The 18,777-nt window shown below is 58.3% G+C and carries 18 protein-coding genes and 2 pseudogenes; 1 reads left to right on the forward strand and 19 read right to left on the reverse strand.

From position 1 onward, the window contains the following. Positions 1-2: 2 nt before the first annotated feature. The 12 genes and pseudogenes from rpsC to creB form a co-directional block, all read right to left on the reverse strand. Positions 3-827, reverse strand: coding sequence for a 30S ribosomal protein S3 (gene rpsC / locus ACRHIG_RS01135; protein WP_092718261.1), 825 nt, complete (start codon positions 825-827; stop codon positions 3-5). A 9-nt stretch (positions 828-836) separates the two neighbouring features. After that, positions 837-1,169 carry a 50S ribosomal protein L22 gene (rplV, locus tag ACRHIG_RS01140; RefSeq protein ID WP_170840583.1) on the reverse strand — a complete coding sequence of 111 codons (333 nt, stop codon included), beginning with the start codon at positions 1,167-1,169 and terminating at the stop codon, positions 837-839. Continuing rightward, positions 1,166-1,440, reverse strand: a pseudogene (rpsS, locus tag ACRHIG_RS01145) (30S ribosomal protein S19). The gene rplV and the pseudogene rpsS overlap by 4 nt, the downstream one beginning before the upstream one ends. Positions 1,441-1,450: 10 nt before the next feature. Further along, the gene (rplB, locus tag ACRHIG_RS01150; RefSeq protein WP_034753198.1) at positions 1,451-2,278 is read right to left on the reverse strand and encodes a 50S ribosomal protein L2; all 828 of its coding nucleotides are present in this window, start codon (positions 2,276-2,278) and stop codon (positions 1,451-1,453) included. Then, entirely contained in the window at positions 2,278-2,595 is a 318-nt protein-coding gene (gene rplW / locus ACRHIG_RS01155) for a 50S ribosomal protein L23 (protein ID WP_010394398.1), read from the reverse strand. Before rplW ends, rplB begins: the two co-directional genes overlap by 1 nt. Beyond that, on the reverse strand, positions 2,592-3,212 hold the full coding sequence (rplD, locus tag ACRHIG_RS01160) for a 50S ribosomal protein L4 (RefSeq protein WP_034753197.1): 621 nt from the start codon (positions 3,210-3,212) through the stop codon (positions 2,592-2,594). Before rplD ends, rplW begins: the two co-directional genes overlap by 4 nt. A 3-nt stretch (positions 3,213-3,215) precedes the next feature. Then, positions 3,216-3,872 (reverse strand): 50S ribosomal protein L3, encoded by a 657-nt coding sequence (gene rplC / locus ACRHIG_RS01165; protein WP_076565200.1) that lies wholly within the window; start codon positions 3,870-3,872, stop codon positions 3,216-3,218. A 366-nt stretch (positions 3,873-4,238) separates the two neighbouring features. Next, entirely contained in the window at positions 4,239-4,427 is a 189-nt protein-coding gene (locus ACRHIG_RS01170; RefSeq protein WP_070312495.1) for a hypothetical protein, read from the reverse strand. A gap of 86 nt (positions 4,428-4,513) precedes the next feature. Beyond that, complete coding sequence (locus tag ACRHIG_RS01175) at positions 4,514-4,702, reverse strand: hypothetical protein (protein WP_489629143.1); 189 nt, start codon at positions 4,700-4,702, stop codon at positions 4,514-4,516. Between the two features lie 242 nt (positions 4,703-4,944). Then, the gene (gene creD, locus ACRHIG_RS01180) at positions 4,945-6,336 is read right to left on the reverse strand and encodes a cell envelope integrity protein CreD (RefSeq protein ID WP_475413738.1); all 1,392 of its coding nucleotides are present in this window, start codon (positions 6,334-6,336) and stop codon (positions 4,945-4,947) included. 86 nt (positions 6,337-6,422) lie between these two features. Further along, positions 6,423-7,844: a two-component system sensor histidine kinase CreC gene (gene creC, locus ACRHIG_RS01185; protein WP_489629144.1), complete on the reverse strand. Its 1,422-nt coding sequence runs from the start codon at positions 7,842-7,844 to the stop codon at positions 6,423-6,425. After that, positions 7,841-8,572 carry a two-component system response regulator CreB gene (gene creB, locus ACRHIG_RS01190; protein ID WP_489629145.1) on the reverse strand — a complete coding sequence of 244 codons (732 nt, stop codon included), beginning with the start codon at positions 8,570-8,572 and terminating at the stop codon, positions 7,841-7,843. Before creB ends, creC begins: the two co-directional genes overlap by 4 nt. Before the next feature lie 177 nt (positions 8,573-8,749). Between creB and ACRHIG_RS01195 the strand changes: the two genes are divergently transcribed. After that, positions 8,750-9,298 (forward strand): tetratricopeptide repeat protein, encoded by a 549-nt coding sequence (locus tag ACRHIG_RS01195; protein ID WP_475413735.1) that lies wholly within the window; start codon positions 8,750-8,752, stop codon positions 9,296-9,298. Positions 9,299-9,317: 19 nt separating this feature from the next. On the opposite strand, the pseudogene ACRHIG_RS01200 reads toward ACRHIG_RS01195, so the two are convergent. The 7 genes and pseudogenes from ACRHIG_RS01200 to rpsL all read right to left on the reverse strand — a co-directional run bounded on the left by ACRHIG_RS01200 (position 9,318) and on the right by rpsL (position 18,477). Beyond that, positions 9,318-10,153: pseudogene (locus ACRHIG_RS01200) on the reverse strand (DUF817 domain-containing protein). A gap of 144 nt (positions 10,154-10,297) precedes the next feature. Next, positions 10,298-13,033, reverse strand: coding sequence for a TonB-dependent receptor plug domain-containing protein (locus ACRHIG_RS01205; RefSeq protein ID WP_489629146.1), 2,736 nt, complete (start codon positions 13,031-13,033; stop codon positions 10,298-10,300). A gap of 463 nt (positions 13,034-13,496) precedes the next feature. Continuing rightward, complete coding sequence (gene rpsJ, locus ACRHIG_RS01210; protein WP_010394389.1) at positions 13,497-13,814, reverse strand: 30S ribosomal protein S10; 318 nt, start codon at positions 13,812-13,814, stop codon at positions 13,497-13,499. A 179-nt stretch (positions 13,815-13,993) separates the two neighbouring features. Then, entirely contained in the window at positions 13,994-15,184 is a 1,191-nt protein-coding gene (tuf, locus tag ACRHIG_RS01215; RefSeq protein ID WP_100428800.1) for an elongation factor Tu, read from the reverse strand. Between the two features lie 72 nt (positions 15,185-15,256). After that, positions 15,257-17,362, reverse strand: a complete 2,106-nt coding sequence (gene fusA, locus ACRHIG_RS01220) for an elongation factor G (protein WP_070223447.1) — start codon at positions 17,360-17,362, stop codon at positions 15,257-15,259. 108 nt (positions 17,363-17,470) lie between these two features. After that, complete coding sequence (gene rpsG, locus ACRHIG_RS01225; protein ID WP_010394377.1) at positions 17,471-17,941, reverse strand: 30S ribosomal protein S7; 471 nt, start codon at positions 17,939-17,941, stop codon at positions 17,471-17,473. Positions 17,942-18,093: 152 nt separating this feature from the next. Further along, positions 18,094-18,477, reverse strand: a complete 384-nt coding sequence (gene rpsL, locus ACRHIG_RS01230; protein ID WP_010394376.1) for a 30S ribosomal protein S12 — start codon at positions 18,475-18,477, stop codon at positions 18,094-18,096. Positions 18,478-18,777 lie beyond the last annotated feature (300 nt).

An 18,777-nucleotide genomic window follows, 5' to 3' on the forward strand; every position in this document is an offset into this window, starting at 1 on the left:
GATTATTCTCCTGCTTTCTCAGCTGGTGCTGCTGCGGCGGCCGGTTTAGCGGCGGTACGCACACGTGCACCTGGTGCTGTGGATGGTTTCGCACCGGCACCGGCTGGACGTGGACGGCCAGCTGGCTTGCCATCGTCACGGCGTGGGCCGCGGCTTTTCTTCTCGTCAGCTGGGGTATCGATGACTGGTGCATCGCCGTTCGGCGCGCGGTCACCCTTGTATACCCACACCTTGACACCGATGATGCCGTAGGTGGTCGACGCTTCGCTGGTACCGTAGTCGATATCGGCGCGCAGGGTATGCAGAGGCACGCGGCCTTCGCGGTACCACTCTTTACGCGCGATTTCGATACCGTTCAGACGGCCGGACGACATGATCTTGATACCGAGAGCACCCAGGCGCATTGCATTTTGCATTGCACGCTTCATGGCGCGGCGGAACATGATCCGTTTTTCCAGCTGCTGCGAGATCGAATCGGCGATCAGTTGCGAGTCGATTTCAGGCTTGCGAATTTCTTCGATGTTCACGTGAACAGGTACGCCCATGATCTTGGTCAGCGCCGACTTCAGTACTTCGATGTCTTCGCCTTTTTTACCAATGACCACGCCTGGACGCGAGCTGTAGATCGTGAAGCGCGCGTTCTTGGCTGGGCGCTCGATAACGATGCGGCCAACGGAAGCGTTCTTCAGTTTCTTTTTCAGGTAAGCACGTGCTTTCAAGTCTTCGTTCAGCATGGCAGCGAAATTACCGTTGCCTGCATACCAGCGCGAAGCCCAGTTACGGGTGACCGCCAGACGGAAACCGGTTGGATGAATTTTCTGACCCATCGTGGCTCCTTAGTTACCGACAGTCACGTAAACGTGACAGGATTGTTTCGAAATACGGTCGCCACGGCCTTTTGCACGCGCGGTGAAGCGCTTCAGGACCGGGCCCTTTTCGACGTAGATCGTTTTCACGAACAATTCGTCGATGTCCGCGCCATCATTGTGCTCGGCATTCGCAATAGCGGATTCCAGAACGCGTTTGATGATCGCAGCACCTTTTTTCGGGCTGAATTGCAAGATGTTGAGTGCAGCGTCAACTTTCTTGCCACGGATCAGGTCAGCAACCAGGCGGCCCTTTTGGTCCGACAGGCGCACACCTTTGAGGATAGCTTTAGTTTCCATTATTTCTTAGCCTTTTTGTCAGCTGCATGGCCCTTGAACGTACGGGTCAGTGCGAATTCGCCGAGCTTGTGACCAACCATGTTTTCGGAAACATAAACCGGCACGTGCAGCTTGCCGTTATGCACCGCGATCGTCAGGCCGATAAAGTCAGGCATGATTGTCGAACGACGCGACCAGGTTTTGATTGGCTTTTTGTCTTTGGCTGCTTGCGCGGCTTCAACTTTTTCACCAGGTGGGCGTCACAGAACGGCCCTTTTTTCAATGAACGTGTCATGTGCTACCCCTTATTTCTTGCCGCGGCGCGAGACGATCATGGAAGTAGTACGCTTGTTGCTGCGTGTCTTCTTACCCTTAGTCTGTTGGCCCCAAGGCGAAACTGGATGACGACCAGCTGCTGTTTTACCTTCACCACCACCGTGCGGGTGATCGACCGGGTTCATGACCACACCGCGAACGGTAGGACGAACACCGCGCCAGCGCATCGCGCCAGCTTTACCGATCTTGCGCAGGCTGTGCTCGGCATTGCCGACTTCACCAACCGTTGCACGGCACTCGATGTGCACGCGACGTACTTCACCCGAGCGCAGACGCACTTGAGCGTAGGTACCTTCACGCGCCATCAGCACGACGCCAGCGCCGGCGGTACGTGCCATTTGGGCACCTTTACCTGGCAGCATTTCAACGCAATGCATCACGGTACCGACTGGGATGTTACGGATTGGCAAGCAGTTACCCGATTTGATCGGTGCTTCCGAACCGTTCATCACGCTGTCGCCAACGGCCATGCCTTTGGTTGCGATGATGTAGTGACGTTCGCCGTCGGCGTAGCACAACAGAGCGATATTCGCGGTGCGGTTTGGATCGTATTCGATACGTTCCACTTTCGCTGGAATACCATCTTTGGTGCGCTTGAAGTCGATCAAGCGGTAGTGTTGCTTATGACCACCACCGATATGACGGGTGGTGATGTGACCGTTGTTGTTACGACCAGCGGTCTTGGATTTCTTTTCAACCAGGGCAGCGAACGGACGACCTTTGTACAGGTCGGCATTCACCACCTTCACCATGCCGCGACGGCCTGGCGAGGTTGGTTTCATCTTAACGAGTGCCATTATGCAGCCTCCTCGGAGAAGTTGATTTCCTGGCCAGGCTTCAGGCACACGAAAGCACGCTTGGTATGGTTACGACGACCGTTGAACTTGCCGGTGCGTTTTTGCTTACCTTCGCGGTTTGCAGTTTGCACGGACAGAACTTCAACCTTGAACAGCAGTTCGACCGCTGCCTTGATTTCAGGCTTGGTTGCATCCGGCAGTACGCGGAATACAATTTGCTCGTTCTTTTCCGCGACCATGGTGGCCTTTTCGGAAATCACGGGCGCCAACAGCACCTTCATCAAGCGTTCTTCGCTATGTTTCAAAATCGCGCTCATGCCAGCATCTCCTCAATCTTGGCCAATGCAGCTTTGGTGACCAGGATCTTCTTGTAGAACACCAGGGACATCGGGTCTGCGTGACGTGGCTCAACGACGAGTACGTTAGGCAGGTTGCGCGATGCCAGTTCCAGGTTTTCGTTCAGAACGTCGGTGATGATCAGAACCGAATCAAAGCCCAGGCCGTTCAATTTTTGCGACAGCAGCTTGGTTTTTGGCGCGTCGATCGTCAGATCGTCGATGACGATCAGGCGCTCTTCGCGAGCCAGCTGCGACAGGATCGAGCAGATACCTGCGCGATACATTTTTTTGTTCACTTTGTGGGTGAAGTTTTCGTCAGGCGAGTTCGGGAAAATCCGACCACCGCCGCGCCACAGTGGCGACGACGACATACCAGCACGCGCGCGGCCGGTACCTTTTTGGCGCCATGGCTTTTTCGTCGTGTGGTGAACTTCTTCACGGTCTTTTTGCTTGCGGTTACCACTACGTGCATTCGCTTGATAAGCGATGACGACTTGGTGGATCAGCGCTTCATTGTAGTCACGGCCGAAAATCGTATCGGCTGCAGCAACGTTCGAGGCGGCTTGACCTTGCGCATTCAGAAGCTTGAGTTCCATCGTTTAAGCTCCCTTCTTGGCTTTGGTTTTGATGGCTGGCGAGACAACTACCTGGCCATTTTTCGCACCTGGAATCGCGCCTTTGACCAGCAACAGCTGACGGTCGGCATCGATACGGGCGATCACGAGGTTCTGGATCGTACGGTTAACGTCACCCAGATGACCGGTCATGCGCTTACCAGGGAAAACGCGACCTGGATCTTGTGCCATACCGATGGAACCTGGAACGTTATGCGAACGCGAGTTACCGTGCGTTTGACGGCCGGAAGCGAAGTGGTAACGTTTGATAACGCCTGCATAGCCTTTACCGATGGTAACGCCTTGCACGTCGATCTTTTGACCGACTTCGAACAGGGAAGCAGCGACAACATCGCCAGCTTTCAGTTCAGCGGCTTTGGCAGCGTCGACACGGAACTCTTTCAACAGAGTACCGGCTTCAACACCAGCTTTAGCGTGATGACCAGCAACAGCTTTGGTCACGCGGGAAGCGCGACGTTGACCGAATGCGACCTGAACAGCGGAGTAGCCATCTGTTTCAGGGGTTTTGATTTGCGCAACACGGTTGTTCGATACGTCCAACACGGTGACAGGAATCGAATCCCCTTCATCCGTGAAAATGCGCATCATACCAACCTTGCGACCGAGAAGGCCTAGGCTCATTTTTTCTCCATTCCCACCTGCGATTGGGCGGGGCTTGTTTAACTACAAAGTAACGTAGGACTCAAAAAAGACGAATCCATACCGAAGCCGGCTAGTATATAGCACAAAAACCCTTGACGCAACAAGTTAACACGAGGTATGTCAAAGTGTTGCGCGACGCCCCTGCGGGAGTTGCCGGCGCGCCTGAAAAACGCTGCCGCAAGGCAAGCTCACGGACGCAAAGCACGGCGGCATGCGGTCTCGGGGACACCGGGCGCCAGCAGCGACAAGCGCTGATAGTCGTAGAAACAACAAGGGCGCGTACACCCCGTACGCGCCCCCTCACCTTCATCAATCGGGCTTGGCGCCCCTTGGGCGCGGCTCAGTTCAAACCTTGCACTGCTCGATGCAATGCTTGTAGATCATCTCGCAAATCGGGCTCGAGGCCGAACCGGGCATGCCGCCCGAACACGTGTTCGCCCGGATGGCGCACTCCAGCGTGCAATCATTACCGGCCATGGCATACGAGGCACTGCAGCCGATGGCAAACAGGAATACCGCGATTTTCTTGTACATGCATGTCTCCACTTGTGTGTCTTCAGGAATGAAAGCTCATCGGCGCGACCTCACGTGCAGCAAGGCTCGCCGCCAGGAGCATGGGACTACTTCTGGCAATTGGCCAGGCAATGCTGGTACAGATCCTCGCAGATGGGGCTGCCGCCGAGGTGCGCCCGGCAATTCGCCACTTTTTGCCCGCACTCGCTATAGCACTGCGTCACATCGCCGGCAGCAAACGCATACGAGGCGCTCAGGCCCAGCGCAAACAGAAAAACCATCGTCTTTTTGATCATATTGCATCTCCGTTTATCAGATGGATAAACAACCAGCGCGGCATGCCATCCTCACGCCGCCCCGGACGGATGCCGCGGCGCCCGCCATTACTTAAAAAGCAATGCCAATAGAATACCGTAAACAATACCAACCAACTACCAATTTATGATGCCGCACCCTGCCCGCCCAAAATACAAAAGCCAGCCCGGGCATTTCGCTGTCCGGGCCGGCTGGAAGGTGGCGCATGGCGCCCGGTTAGGCCTTACTCTTGCGGTGCTCCTTTGCCAATCTGATACCAGTCCACCTTGCGCGTCGCCACCATGATGACTGCCAGCACGGCGAACAACAGGATGCTGCCCATCACCAGCGCATTGTTTTCCGAGCTCAGCAAGCCATACAGGGCGCCATACAGCATGGTCAGCCCCACGCCGAAGCCGATGCCGCGCCAGGCGTTGTGCAGCACGTGCGCCAGATAAAAGCTGGTCAGCACGATACAGGCGGCGCTGGCGATCAGGTAGGCGGCCAGGAAGGCGATGTGTTCCGCCAGGCCCACCAGCAGCAGGAAGAAGATCACCAGCGACAGCCCGACCAGCAGATACTGCACCGGGTGGATCGGCAGGCTTTTCAGGATTTCAAAGATGAAGAAGGCGGCAAAGGTCAGCGCCACGAACAACAAGCCATATTTGGTGGCCCGGTCCGATTGCGAATACACGTTCACCGGCTCGATGAAGCCCACGCTGAAGCGGTCGATCTGGCCCAGCGGCGCGCTGTCGGGCACCTTGAATTCACCCTCGATCGTGCTCAGCTGCGTTTGCGCATTGGTGGCCAGCGAGGAGATGCTCCACTCGACCTGAAAACCATCGGCGTTGATTTGGCGGAATTTCGGCGACGGCAGGAAGCGTCCGCCAAACTGCGGATGGGGCCAGTTCGACTTGATGCTGATCTGACTGTTTTTCGCCACCGGCACGAAGTGCTGGCGTTCGATGCCATCGAGGCCCAGGTCAAAGCTGAAATGCACCTGCTGCGGCGCCGCCAGCGGCATGGCGCCCAGCGGCGCATGCAGGCCGCTGCGGAAGGCAAACAGGTCGCTGCCCTGCTCGAACTCGATCTTCTGGCCGCCCCAGTCGATTTTCGGGATGTTGCGGATACCGCGCACGTCCTCGATGGACAGGGCCACGAACGGCGCCCCCAGGGTCACGCGCGAATCCGGCGACTTGCGCGGCAGCTGGCTGCCGGCCGGCACCGTGAAGTCGCCCTTGAACGCGTGCTGGCCGCTGTAGACCAGCACCTGGTGGATGCCGCGGTAGCGGCGGTCCGTGTCGATGTTACCGTTGAGCAGTAAATTGTTCGGGTAGACAAGCAGGCGGCGCTGCACCGTGCGGTGCAACAACTCCGTGCGTACGGGCGCTTTCACTTCCTTGTCATCGCCCTTGGCCACCTCCACGCGCTCTTCATACTGCTCCGTGTAGGGGATCACCAGGATGGGGCCGATGATGGTTTGTTCGCGCACCGAATCGGCGGCGATGCTGTTGACTGCTTCCTGGCGGAATTCCATCCGCTCCTTGATCGTTTCCTGAATCATCAGCAAAGGCAGGCCGATCAGCAGCATCAGGCCGAACACGATCAACGCTTTGACTAACAGAGTTTTTTGCATGGCGCATCCTTGAAGTAAGGGGGCCAGTGTAAAAAAGCTGTATGCGCTGACGATGCAGTCTGTGTGAAGCCGGCAAATAAAATGTGCTACACCAACGGCAGGCACAGGCGCGCGCAGGCGCCGCCGTCCGGATGATTGAGCACCTCGACCGTGCCGCCATGCAAGGAAGCGACCTCGCGCACGAAGGGCAGGCCCAGGCCCGTGCTCTTGCCGGCGGCCGGGCGCGGCAGGGAATAGAAGCGTTCGAAGACGCGTTCCAGCGCATACGCGGGAATGCCTGCACCGCGGTCGCGCACGGCAATTTCCACCTGGCTGCCCTGGCGATGCGCCGTCAGGTCGATGCCGCTGCCAGGCGGCGCAAAGCCGGCCGCGTTGTCGAGCAGGTTGCCCAGCGCCTGGCGCAGCAGCAAGGCATCGCCGGCCACGCTCAACTCGTCGCACTGCAGCCGCAGGCGCACGCCGCGCGCCGCCAGCGTGGCGGCCGCATCCTGCACCACTTGCGCCAGCAGGGGCGCCAGCGCGATGCGCTCGGGGTGTTCCAGGCGCTGCTGCTTTTCCACGCGCACCAGGGCCAGCAGCTTGTCGATCAGCTGCCGTTGGCGCGCATTCTGTTCCAGGATACTAACCAGAAACTGACGGCGTTCGGCCGGCGGCATGTCTTCCTGCAGCAGCTCGGCCGAGGCCTGGATGGCTGCGATCGGGCTTTTCAATTCATGCGCCAGCGTGTGCATCAGCTGCTCCACGTATTCCTTGCCTTCCAGGCGCGTGCGCATCGCTTCCAGCGCCCGCCCCAGGGTGCCGATCTCGTTCTTGCCCAGCGCTGGCAGCGCCACCTTGCGCCCCGCTTCCACGTCGCCGATGTAGTGCATCAGCTTGCCCAGCGCATGGTGCAGCCACCAGGCGAACGCCAGGCCGATCAGCAGCGACAGCAGCAACAGCACGGCGCCGCGCTGCAGGATCTTGCGCTGGCTGCGCTCGACAAACGCTTGCACGCTGGCGTTCGGCTTGGCCACCGTCAGCACACCGATCACCTCATTGCCGTCGCGAATCGGCGCGGCCACGTGCATCACCGTCGACATCTCGTCGTCAGGCCGGCTGCGCGTGCTGCGCGCGCCATACTTGCCCTGCAAGGTCAGATACACGTCATTCCAGCGCGAATAGTCGCGCCCCACATCGCGCCCGCTGGAATCGAACAGCACGATGCCGTGCCGGTCCGTGATGGTGATGCGGTAATCGAGCGTGCGCTTGCGCACGCCATTGATATTGACGTCCACGCCATGGCGCGCGTAATCCTGCATGCGCCCGGCCACGGGCGACTGCGCCAGCGTGCCCGCCTTCACGTCGGGCGCCACCAGACTGGCCAGCAGCTGCGAGGTATCGACCAGGGTGTCTTCCAGGGTCGAGCGCACGCCCGGCTTGACCTGTTCCATGAAGACATTCAGCAGGAACCATGCGGCCAGGCCCACGACCAGGAAGTAGCCGAGCAGGATGCGCAGGCCGATCTTCATGCGCCGGCCAGGCTGTAGCCGAGGCCACGGTGGGTGTGGATGGGGTCGACCTGCGCATCGACGGCACGCAGCTTGGCGCGCAGCGATTTGACGTGCGCATCGACGGTGCGCTCGAGCGTGTCGGGCGCCCCGCTCCACACGCGCTGCATCAGCTGCGCGCGCGACAGCACGTGGCCCGGATGCTCGAGCAGGGTCTTCAGCAACAGGTATTCATAGCGGGTCAGGTCCAGCGGCTGGCCGTGAAACAGCACGCGCGCCTCCAGCGCACGCAGCTCGAAGCGCGCCGGCGCGGCCGCGGCGACAGGCGCGGCTATCGTCATGCCAGTCTCGCGCGGGACTGGCGCGACGCCTGCGCGGCGCAGGATGACGCGGATGCGGGCCACCAGTTCGCGCGGCGAAAACGGTTTAGTGACGTAATCATCGGCGCCGATTTCCAGGCCGACGATACGGTCGATCTCATCGCTGCGGGCCGTCAGGAAGATCACCGGCACCTCGGAAAACTGGCGCAGCCGGCGGCACACTTCCAGCCCGCTCATGTCGGGCAAGCCCACGTCGAGCACCACCAGAACGGGCAAGGGCGCGGCTGCGCCGGGCGTCGGGCGCAACGCGGCCAGGGCGTGCTCGCCCAGCATCACATGGCGCGGCGTAAAGCCGTCCGTGCGCAAGGCATAGGCGATGCTGTCGGCAATCGCCTGTTCATCTTCCACGATCAGGACAGTCTTGGACATGGCGGCGGCACGCATTAATGGACAAGCCCGGAGTATCCCTGAAGCACGCAAGCGGCGTCAATCCGGCGTCAATCGCGTGCGCCGGCGAAAAGCCGCCCATGCCCAAAAAACTTAGAGTATATTTATCACGGCATGACTCCACCGATACACCGTGTTTGACACCCGTCCGAGGAGACTATGAAGAACCATACCATCAGCCTGCTATGCGCTGTCAGCCTGCTGGCCGCCTGCGCGGCGCCAGCGACACTCACCACCTCCAATGAACAGCGCGACGCCTGCAACGCGGCCGAACTCAAAGGCCAGTTTGGCGAAGCGGAACTGGCTTGCGTACAGGCGCTGCGCAGCGCCGAGCAGGCCGGGGCCAGCGCGGACATCCTCTCGCAGCGCCAGTACAACCTGGGCCGCATCAAGCGCTTGCAGGGCAAGAATGCGGAAGCGGAACAACTGTACCGGCAAGCGCTGGCCACGGAAGAAGCAGCGCAGCCGCGCAGCGATGCGCGCATCGGCCGCCGCATGGTGGAACTGGCGTCGGCGCTGGCCGCGCAAGGCAAGTGGCAGGAAGGCACGGGCTATCTGGAACGCGTGCTGCCGCTGCTGCCGAAGCTGTCGCCCGCCTCGCGCACGTATTCGGCGGAAGTGCTGCGCCAGTATGCCAAACAGCTGCAAGGCGGCCCGCAGGCGGCACTGGGCGCGCGCTTCGACGTGGTGGCGGCCAGCTTGCAATAAGCGACTCCCGGGGCCCGGCCTAAGGCTGGGCGACGTGGATGCTGGCCTTGATGTGCTTGAGGTGAGCCACGATGGTGAACGTCATCACCACCATGAGCTCCATTTGCTGACATGCACGACCGACCATGCGCCTAGCTGGTTCGGATAGCGCCACACGCCCCAGAAGGTGCTGATGTTTTCGGCCAGCCAGATGAAGAAGCCGACCAGCACGAAACCGAGCAGCAAGGGCATGCTGCGGTCGCGGTCGAGCGGCCGGAACACCACGGTGGTGCGCGCATACAAGCCCAGCGCGCAGGCAGCCAGATACCAGCGGTAGTCGCCGATGTAATGATGGGTGAAGAAGTTGGCGTAGATCAGCAGCGCGATCAGCACCGCCATCCAGTACGGCGGATGGTGGCGGATCCGCATGTCGAGCAGGCGCCAGGTCTGGATGATGTAGCTGCCGACGGCGGCGTACATGAAGCCGGAAAACAGGGGCACGCCAAACACCTTGGTGTAGGCAAAGTCGGGATAGCTCCACGACTGTATCGTGCCCGACACCTTGAACACCTCCAGCGCGAAGCCGACCGCATGAAACAGGCAGATGGCTTTCAATTCATCCCACGTTTCCAGCCCGCTCCAGACCATCGCGCCCTGGATCGCCAGCGCCGCCAGCAGCAGCACGTCATAGCGCGGCAGGCCGAACAGGCCGGCGCGCGGCACCAGGAAGACGGCGGCAAAAAACAGCCCCACGAACAGACAGGACCTCGCCTCCTTGATGCCGAAATACAGGAACTCGGTCAGCAAGCGCGGCCAGCCGCGCAGGCGATGGCGGGGAACCGCATTGAGCAGGTGGGTATCGAGGGCGTTAAGCATGCGGCAACTTTATCGTCCAGCCGCAGCACTGTAAAGCGATATCCCCCTGTGCCTCGCTGGCAAGGCAAAAAAACCAGGCACGAGGCCTGGTCTTTGACACGCCCGGCATCGCTGCCGGACGGTGGAGGTATCAGCTGACGCCGATCAGAGGAAGGTGTAGCTGGCCGTTACGCCGATACGACGCATCTGGAACGATTCAGCGTAGCCTTTGCGCCATTGAATCGGTGCAGCCTTGTCGAACAGATTGTCGATGTACAGGCTCAGACGCGTGTTCTTGATGCCGCCGTACGACAGGTTGTAGTCGACCGTGGTGTTGCTGCCTACGCGCGAGCAAACACCCATGTTCTCAGCCGAAACCTTGTTGGTAACGCAGTAGGTTGGCGAAGTCTGGTTGTCGTTGCTAAAGCCGCTGGCGTAGTTCAGGGTCATGCCGTGGTCGAACTCGCCGGTCTTCAGGCTGGCGCGCAGCTTGGTTTTCAGACGCGAACCCAGGTCATAGTTACCGGCCAGGTTGGTGTCATAGGCATTGTCGGTCACGCTGAATTCCTGGTATTTCCACAGGTAGCTACCTTCCAGTTTCAAACGAACCTGGCCGATACCTGTGTTGAAACGGCCACCCGCGTCGAAGTCGAAGCCCGAAGCACGGGTCTTGCCACTGTTGACGTATGGGTTGTACAGCAAGCCGATCGCGCCAACGCCGCCGAAGTTGGTGGTATTGCCCGGTGCGTATTTTTTCACCAGTGCCAGGAATTGTGCATCGGAAGCCGAGTTATCGACACGCACCAGCTGTCCGGCTGGCAGGCCAGCTTCGCCGCGCAGGATGTCGGCCACGGCACGGGTACCGATTTCGTCCTTGCGTTCGATATGGTAGTAGTCCAGTGCCACGGTCCAGTTCTTGACCGGTTCGAAAACGAAACCAGCGGTGATCGAACGCGAGGTTTCCGGTTTCAGGTCCTTGTTCGCCGACACGAAGCTAGGCACACCGCCCGAGCAATCGCTGTTGCGGAAGGTATTCGCCTGCGCCTTGTCGACGGTGGTGGCTGCTGGATTGTTCTGCACCAGGTTGTTCAGGGTGCTGGCAGTCGAGCAACGACGTGGATCGCTGACGCTGGTCGCGAACGAGCTGCGGCCCAGGCCATTACCGGTTTCGACGATGTTAGGCGCGCGGAAGCCGCCAGCGGCCGTAGCGCGCAGCAACAACGTGTCGGTGGCGTTGACGCGCAAGCCCAGCTTCGGCGAGAAGTGCACGTCGCTGTTGGTGGACTTGTCGGCACGTACCGCTGCGCTCACTTCCACACGCTTGACCACCGGAATGGTCGCTTCGGCGAACAGCGCGTAGTGATCCATGGTGTCTTTGACTTGCAGGCCGGCGATGCCGACCAGGTCGCCACGCAGCACGTTGTCCGAGCTGGCCATTTCATACTTTTCGCGACGGATATCGGTACCGAATGCCACATTCAAAGGACCGGCAGGCAGTTGCGCCACTTCACCGGACACGGTCGCGTCGATGAAGGTGATCTTCGACTCGCCCTTGGTGGTACGCACCGGGAACATCGATTCCAGCAGCGCGGCATCGTTTTGCTGGCCGAACTTGTAGGTGCCGTTGACGATGGCATTGGTGTAGCCGGTCGCGCTCACGGCACGCGTGGCCTTGTTGGCTTTCGAGTTCATGTAGCCGACCGCGGATTTCCAGTCGAAATTGCCGATGTCGCCGTTCAGGCTCAGCATGACGCGCGTCTGATCGGACTCGGTACGGTTGAAGTTGAAGCCTTCACCGGTATCCATCATGCGGGCACGGTATTCCACCGGTACGCCGTAAGGGTTGTTGGCGTGGCCAACCGGCAATTTTGGATAGAAGTATGGACCGACCATCTTGCCGTTGATCGCGTCGTACCAGGTGCTCGGCGACGTGGTGGCGCTACCGTTGCTGACGTTGAACGGGGCGACGATGTAGTCGTTGCTGGCGCCGGCATTGGTGATCTCGAAGTTGGCGTCGATGTTCTTGCCGATGCGGAAATGCGTGTTGCTGGCCAGCGCATAGCGCTTGGCATTGGTGGTCAGGCCTGTGTATGGCAGGACATCCATCTTGCACAGCTTGTCTTTCGGGTCGATCTTGTCGGCCGGGCAACCTGGCGCGGCGACGATGTTCGTGCTGCTCAGGAAATAGTTGCCGGTTGGCGAGAACGCGCTCAGGGCGTCCCAGGTCGAGCGGCCCGGGGTCTGGCGGTGCCATTCCGGATAGTGGCCGCGCAGGTCGTCAGCGGTGTAACCGTCGTTCTTGTAAGCTTCGTACGTCAGGTAGGTGTTGAAACCGTCCTTGTCGATATCGCCGTAACCGACGATGCCGGACACGTTGCGGCTGCGCTGGTCTTTGAAGCCTTCGGTTTCCTTGTAGTTGCCGGTGATCTTGGCGCCTTCGAAGTTCTTCAGCAGGATGATGTTGATCACGCCAGCGATGGCGTCGGAACCGTAGATTGCCGACGCGCCGTCTTTCAGGATCTCGATGCGCTCGATGGCGGCAGCCGGGATCGCGTCCAGGTTGGTGAAGTTCTGTTGTGCGCCATCGGCCAGGCCGTATTGCGCAATGCGGCGGCCGTTAACCAGCACCAGGGTCGCGACCTTGCCCAGGCCACGCATGCCCACGCCCGAGGAGCCCGTGGCAAAGCTGCCCGAACTGTTGTTCGACGAGTCGATCGAGGTGCTGATGGCAGCGGAGGAATTCAGGATGCCCAGCGCCGTGGTCTGGCCGGTGCGCTCGATGTCGTCGCGGGTCAGAACCTGCAGCGAGCCGGCTGTTTCAGCTTCGGTACGCTTGATGCTGCTGCCGGTGACTTCGACGCGTTGCAGTTTTTCTGCGGGTGCGGCAGCTTCTTGCGCCACAGCGTATGGGGAGAAGGCCAGTGTCAATGCTATTGCCAGTGTGCTTTTCTTCAAACGGGGTGTACTGCTCATCACTAAACTTTTCAAGACTACTCCTCAAATATTGTTTTCGTTTTATAAATCGATGCGTTGCATTGACCATTTTTGTAAAAGGATCACACATTCTCACGCATGTTGCAAATTTCTCACATTTGACGCAGCCGGGAAAGAGAACAATTAACAATTGTTGTTTTAACCCCACTTTATAGGCCGGGTGAGGAAAAGCGAAAAGAAGAAAGAGGGATGAAATGGGATGAGGGAAAGACGGACGCACCGCAAAAGGCGCGACACCAAAGCAATGGGGCCGGGCGCGCTCACGATCATGAACAGGCCCGGCCCCATCATCAGGCAGCGGGACACCCCGCCGGCCTGGAACAGCTGTCAACACCTGGTGCTACGGCGTTGTCAGCTGCCCTTGAAACTCTTATTGCAGTTTGATTTCAACATCAACACCAGCTGGCAGATCCAGCTTCATCAGCGCGTCAACGGTTTTGTCCGTTGGGTCAACGATGTCCATCAGGCGTTGGTGCGTACGGATCTCGAACTGATCGCGCGAAGTTTTGTTGACGTGCGGGGAACGCAGCACGTCAAAACGTTGAATACGGGTAGGCAGTGGTACTGGGCCTTTGACGACAGCGCCGGTGCGCTTCGCGGTTTCAACGATTTCCAGAGCGGACTGGTCGATCAGTTTGTAATCGAAAGCCTTCAGGCGGATACGGATTTTTTGGTTTGGTGCCGACATGATATTTCCTTAAAAGAACGAACCGCGCGGTCTGCACGGCAATGAGGTCATACGGGAATTTCTGACGCAACAACCGTCAGGGTCGACATGATAGCACCAAAATGCTTGCCAACCCCGGCAGTTGAATAAAAAGAAGGGCGCCGGGCGACGACGCGTCTTCTTTTATGCAGGCTTAAGAATTAAGCCAGGATTTTTGCAACAACACCAGCGCCGACGGTACGACCGCCTTCGCGGATAGCGAAGCGCAGACCTTCTTCCATCGCGATCGGGTTGATCAGCTTGACGGTGATCGACACGTTATCGCCTGGCATGACCATTTCTTTGTCTGCTGGCAACTCGATCGAACCGGTCACGTCCGTGGTGCGGAAGTAGAACTGTGGACGATAGTTGTTGAAGAATGGCGTATGACGGCCGCCTTCGTCTTTCGACAGAACATAGATCTCGCCGGTGAAGTGGGCGTGCGGCTTGATCGAGCCTGGCTTGGCCAGCACTTGACCACGTTGCACGTCTTCACGCTTGGTGCCGCGCAGCAGCAGACCAACGTTGTCGCCTGCTTGACCTTGGTCCAGCAGCTTGCGGAACATTTCCACGCCGGTGCAAGTCGTCTTGACGGTATCGGTGATGCCGACGATTTCGATCTCTTCGCCGACCTTGATGATGCCGCGCTCGATACGACCGGTCACCACGGTACCGCGGCCCGAGATCGAGAACACGTCTTCCACTGGCATCAGGAAGGCACCGTCAACAGCGCGCTCTGGCGTTGGGATGTAGGCATCCAGCGCATCGGCCAGACGCAGCACTGCGTCCACGCCCATCTCGCCTTCTTTGCCTTCCAGCGCCATACGTGCCGAACCTTTGATGATAGGCAGGTCGTCGCCTGGGAATTCGTACTTCGACAACAGCTCGCGCACTTCCATTTCAACCAGTTCCAGCAGCTCTGCGTCGTCGACCAGGTCGCACTTGTTCAGGAACACGATGATGTATGGAACGCCAACTTGGCGGGCCAGCAGGATGTGTTCGCGGGTCTGTGGCATTGGGCCGTCAGCTGCGGAGCACACCAGGATCGCGCCGTCCATCTGGGCAGCACCGGTAATCATGTTCTTGATGTAGTCGGCGTGGCCTGGGCAGTCAACGTGCGCGTAGTGACGCGTTTCCGTTTCGTACTCGACGTGGGCGGTGTTGATCGTGATACCGCGCGCTTTTTCTTCTGGAGCCGCATCGATCTGGTCGTATGCTTTGGCTTCGCCGCCGAATTTCTTCGACAGAACCGTTGCGATTGCAGCGGTCAGCGTGGTTTTACCGTGGTCGACGTGGCCGATGGTGCCGACGTTGACGTGCGGCTTGGTCCGTTCGAATTTACCTTTTGCCATTTTATTCTTCCTTAGAACAATGATTTAAATGTAGGGACCGGCATTCTCGTGAAAGCCGGCCCGGAACTTCTATTACTTAGCTTTCGAGCTTACGATTGCTTCAGTCACATGCTTAGGTGCTTCAGCATAGTGCTTGAATTCCATCGTGTAAGTCGCACGACCTTGGGTCGACGAACGCAACGACGTGGCGTAACCGAACATTTCCGACAGAGGCACTTCGGCCTTGATGATCTTGCCGCCACCGCCAGCAATTTCATCCATACCTTGCACCATGCCGCGACGCGACGACAGATCGCCCATCACGGTACCGGCGTAGTCTTCCGGCGTTTCCACTTCCACGGCCATCATCGGCTCCAGGATGACTGGCGATGCTTTGCGGCAGCCATCTTTGAATGCCATCGAAGCGGCCATGCGGAATGCATTTTCGTTCGAGTCAACATCATGGTACGAACCGAAGAACAGCGTGACTTTCACGTCAACGACTGGGTAGCCAGCCATCACGCCCGAAGTCAGCGTGTCGCGCACACCTTTTTCAACTGCAGGGATGTATTCGCGAGGAACGGTACCGCCCTTGATCGCGTCAACGAATTCGAAGCCCTTGCCCGGTTCTTGCGGCTCGATCTTCAAAACCACGTGACCGTATTGACCACGACCACCCGATTGCTTGACGAATTTGCCTTCCGACTCTTCGCACACTTTACGGATCGTTTCGCGGTAAGCCACTTGTGGCTTGCCGACGGTGGCTTCAACGTTGAATTCGCGCTTCATGCGGTCAACGATGATGTCCAGATGCAACTCGCCCATACCGGCGATGATGGTCTGGCCCGATTCTTCATCGGTACGCACGCGGAACGATGGATCTTCTGCTGCCAGACGGTTCAGCGCCAGGCCCATTTTTTCCTGGTCGGCCTTGGTTTTTGGCTCGACTGCCTGCGAAATCACCGGCTCAGGGAAGACCATGCGCTCCAGAACCACGCTGGCTTTTTCGTCGCAAAGCGTATCGCCCGTGGTGGTGTCTTTCAGGCCCACAACGGCGGCGATGTCGCCAGCGCGCATTTCCTTGATCTCTTCGCGTTCATTCGCTTGCATCTGCACGATACGGCCGATACGCTCTTTCTTCTGCTTCACGGAGTTCAACACCGAGTCGCCCGAATTCAGGGTACCCGAGTAGCAACGGATGAAGCACAGCTGACCGACGAACGGGTCGGTTGCGATCTTGAACGCCAATGCCGAGAATTTCTCATTGTCGTCGGCAGCGCGCTCGACTGGCTGCTCGTCGTCATCCAGACCTGGGACAGGCGGAATGTCGATTGGCGATGGCAGGTACTCGATGACCGCGTCCAACATGGCCTGTACGCCCTTGTTTTTAAAGGCGGTACCGCACAACATTGGAACGATTTCGCTGGCGATGGTACGCTGACGCAGAGCAGCCTTGATCTCGGCTTCCGACAGGTCGCCTTCTTCCAGGTACTTGTTCATCAGGTCTTCCGACGCTTCAGCAGCGGCTTCCACCATGTTCTCGCGCCACTTGGCAGCATCGGCGGCCAGGTGTGCAGGAATGTCGCCGTATTCAAACTTCATGCCTTGCGAAGCGTCGTCCCAGATAACCGCTTTCATCTTGACCAGATCGATCACACCGGTGAAGACGTCTTCAGCGCCGATAGGCATCTGAATAGGTACTGGGTTGGCTTTCAGACGCGAACGCATCTGATCGTAGACCTTGAAGAAGTTGGCGCCGGTACGGTCCATCTTGTTCACGAAGGCCAGACGTGGCACTTTGTACTTGTTAGCCTGACGCCATACCGTTTCCGATTGTGGCTGCACGCCGCCGACTGCACAGTAAACCATGCAGGCGCCATCCAACACGCGCATCGAACGTTCCACTTCAATGGTGAAGTCAACGTGGCCTGGGGTGTCGATGATGTTGATGTGGTGCGCTGGGAAGTTGTTTGCCATGCCTTTCCAGAAGCACGTAACAGCAGCCGAGGTAATCGTGATACCGCGCTCTTGCTCCTGAGCCATCCAGTCGGTGGTGGCAGCGCCATCATGGACTTCGCCCAGCTTGTGGTTCACGCCTGTGTAGAACAGGACGCGCTCGGTCGTGGTCGTCTTACCTGCATCGATGTGAGCGGAAATACCGATATTGCGGTAGCGCTCAATGGGGGTCTTGCGGGCCATAATTAATCCTAAATGAATGGACAAAACCGAGCAGCATTTTTTTGCAAAAATGAGCCCGGCCTCGAACAACAGATGCTTGACAGCCGCCTTGCGGTAGCTGGCTTTATATTAGAAGCGGAAATGCGAGAACGCTTTGTTCGCTTCAGCCATACGATGGACTTCGTCGCGTTTTTTCATCGCGCCGCCGCGGCTTTCAGCCGCTTCCATCAGCTCACCGCCGAGGCGTTGTGGCATCGATTTTTCGCTGCGCTTGTTAGCAGCTTCACGCAACCAACGCATGGACAGGGCCATACGACGGACTGGGCGAACTTCGACCGGCACCTGGTAGTTTGCACCACCGACGCGACGGGATTTCACCTCAACCAGCGGCTTGGCGTTGTTGATTGCGGTAGCAAAAACTTCGAGCGGATCTTTGCCCGATTTTGCTGCGATGTGCTCGAAAGCACCGTAGATGATGTTTTCTGCAACCGATTTCTTACCGGACAGCATCAGCACGTTTACAAATTTAGCGACATCAGTGTTGCCGAATTTTGGATCTGGCAAAATTTCGCGCTTGGGTACTTCACGACGACGTGGCATATCAATTCCTTTCAATCTTCAGTTGAGCGCGCGTTCTTCGCACACTCGCGGACGACCATCATAGTCTTCCACTTACTCGACCAGATGCGGTCGACTACATTCACTTAGCTAGTTGCCACTGAGCGAAACTTGGGTTTGCTGCGTACAACTTATTACTTCTTGCCAGCTTTAGCGCGCTTGGTACCGTACTTCGAACGCGATTGCTTACGGTCTTTGACGCCTTGGGTATCCAGGGCACCGCGAACCATGTGGTAACGCACACCCGGCAAATCCTTGACGCGGCCGCCGCGCAACAGCACAACACTATGCTCTTGCAGGTTATGGCCTTCACCGCCAATGTACGAAATGACTTCGAAACCATTGGTCAGGCGAACTTTAGCGACTTTACGCAGAGCCGAGTTAGGCTTCTTTGGAGTCGTGGTGTAAACACGTGTGCAGACGCCACGTTTTTGCGGGCTGTTTTCCAGCGCCGGCGATTTGCTCTTCACGGTCAAAGCGACGCGTGGATTGCGAATCAATTGATTGATGGTTGGCATCGTTATAAATCCAACAAAAAACTACGATTAATAACCCGGGCAAGATGCCCGGCGACTAAAACCTCGTCCCGCTTTCATCTACTGCGCACCGGAGGCGCCCGCAGCCACTCGATAAGGAGCGGCCATGAAATGCCAAGTAATGCGTAAACGATGAGCAGAATAAAATCGAGAACTCGCTAGTTTAGACCTTGTGTTACAGGGGGTCAATCGGTTTACCGCTTTTTGCTATAAAAAAAGGCAAAAATCGCGGGCATTTGTGGCATTTTGACTAATCTTTGGCCGCGACGCGCGGGCGCTGGC

It is taken from the genome of Janthinobacterium sp. C22, from assembly GCF_057919405.1.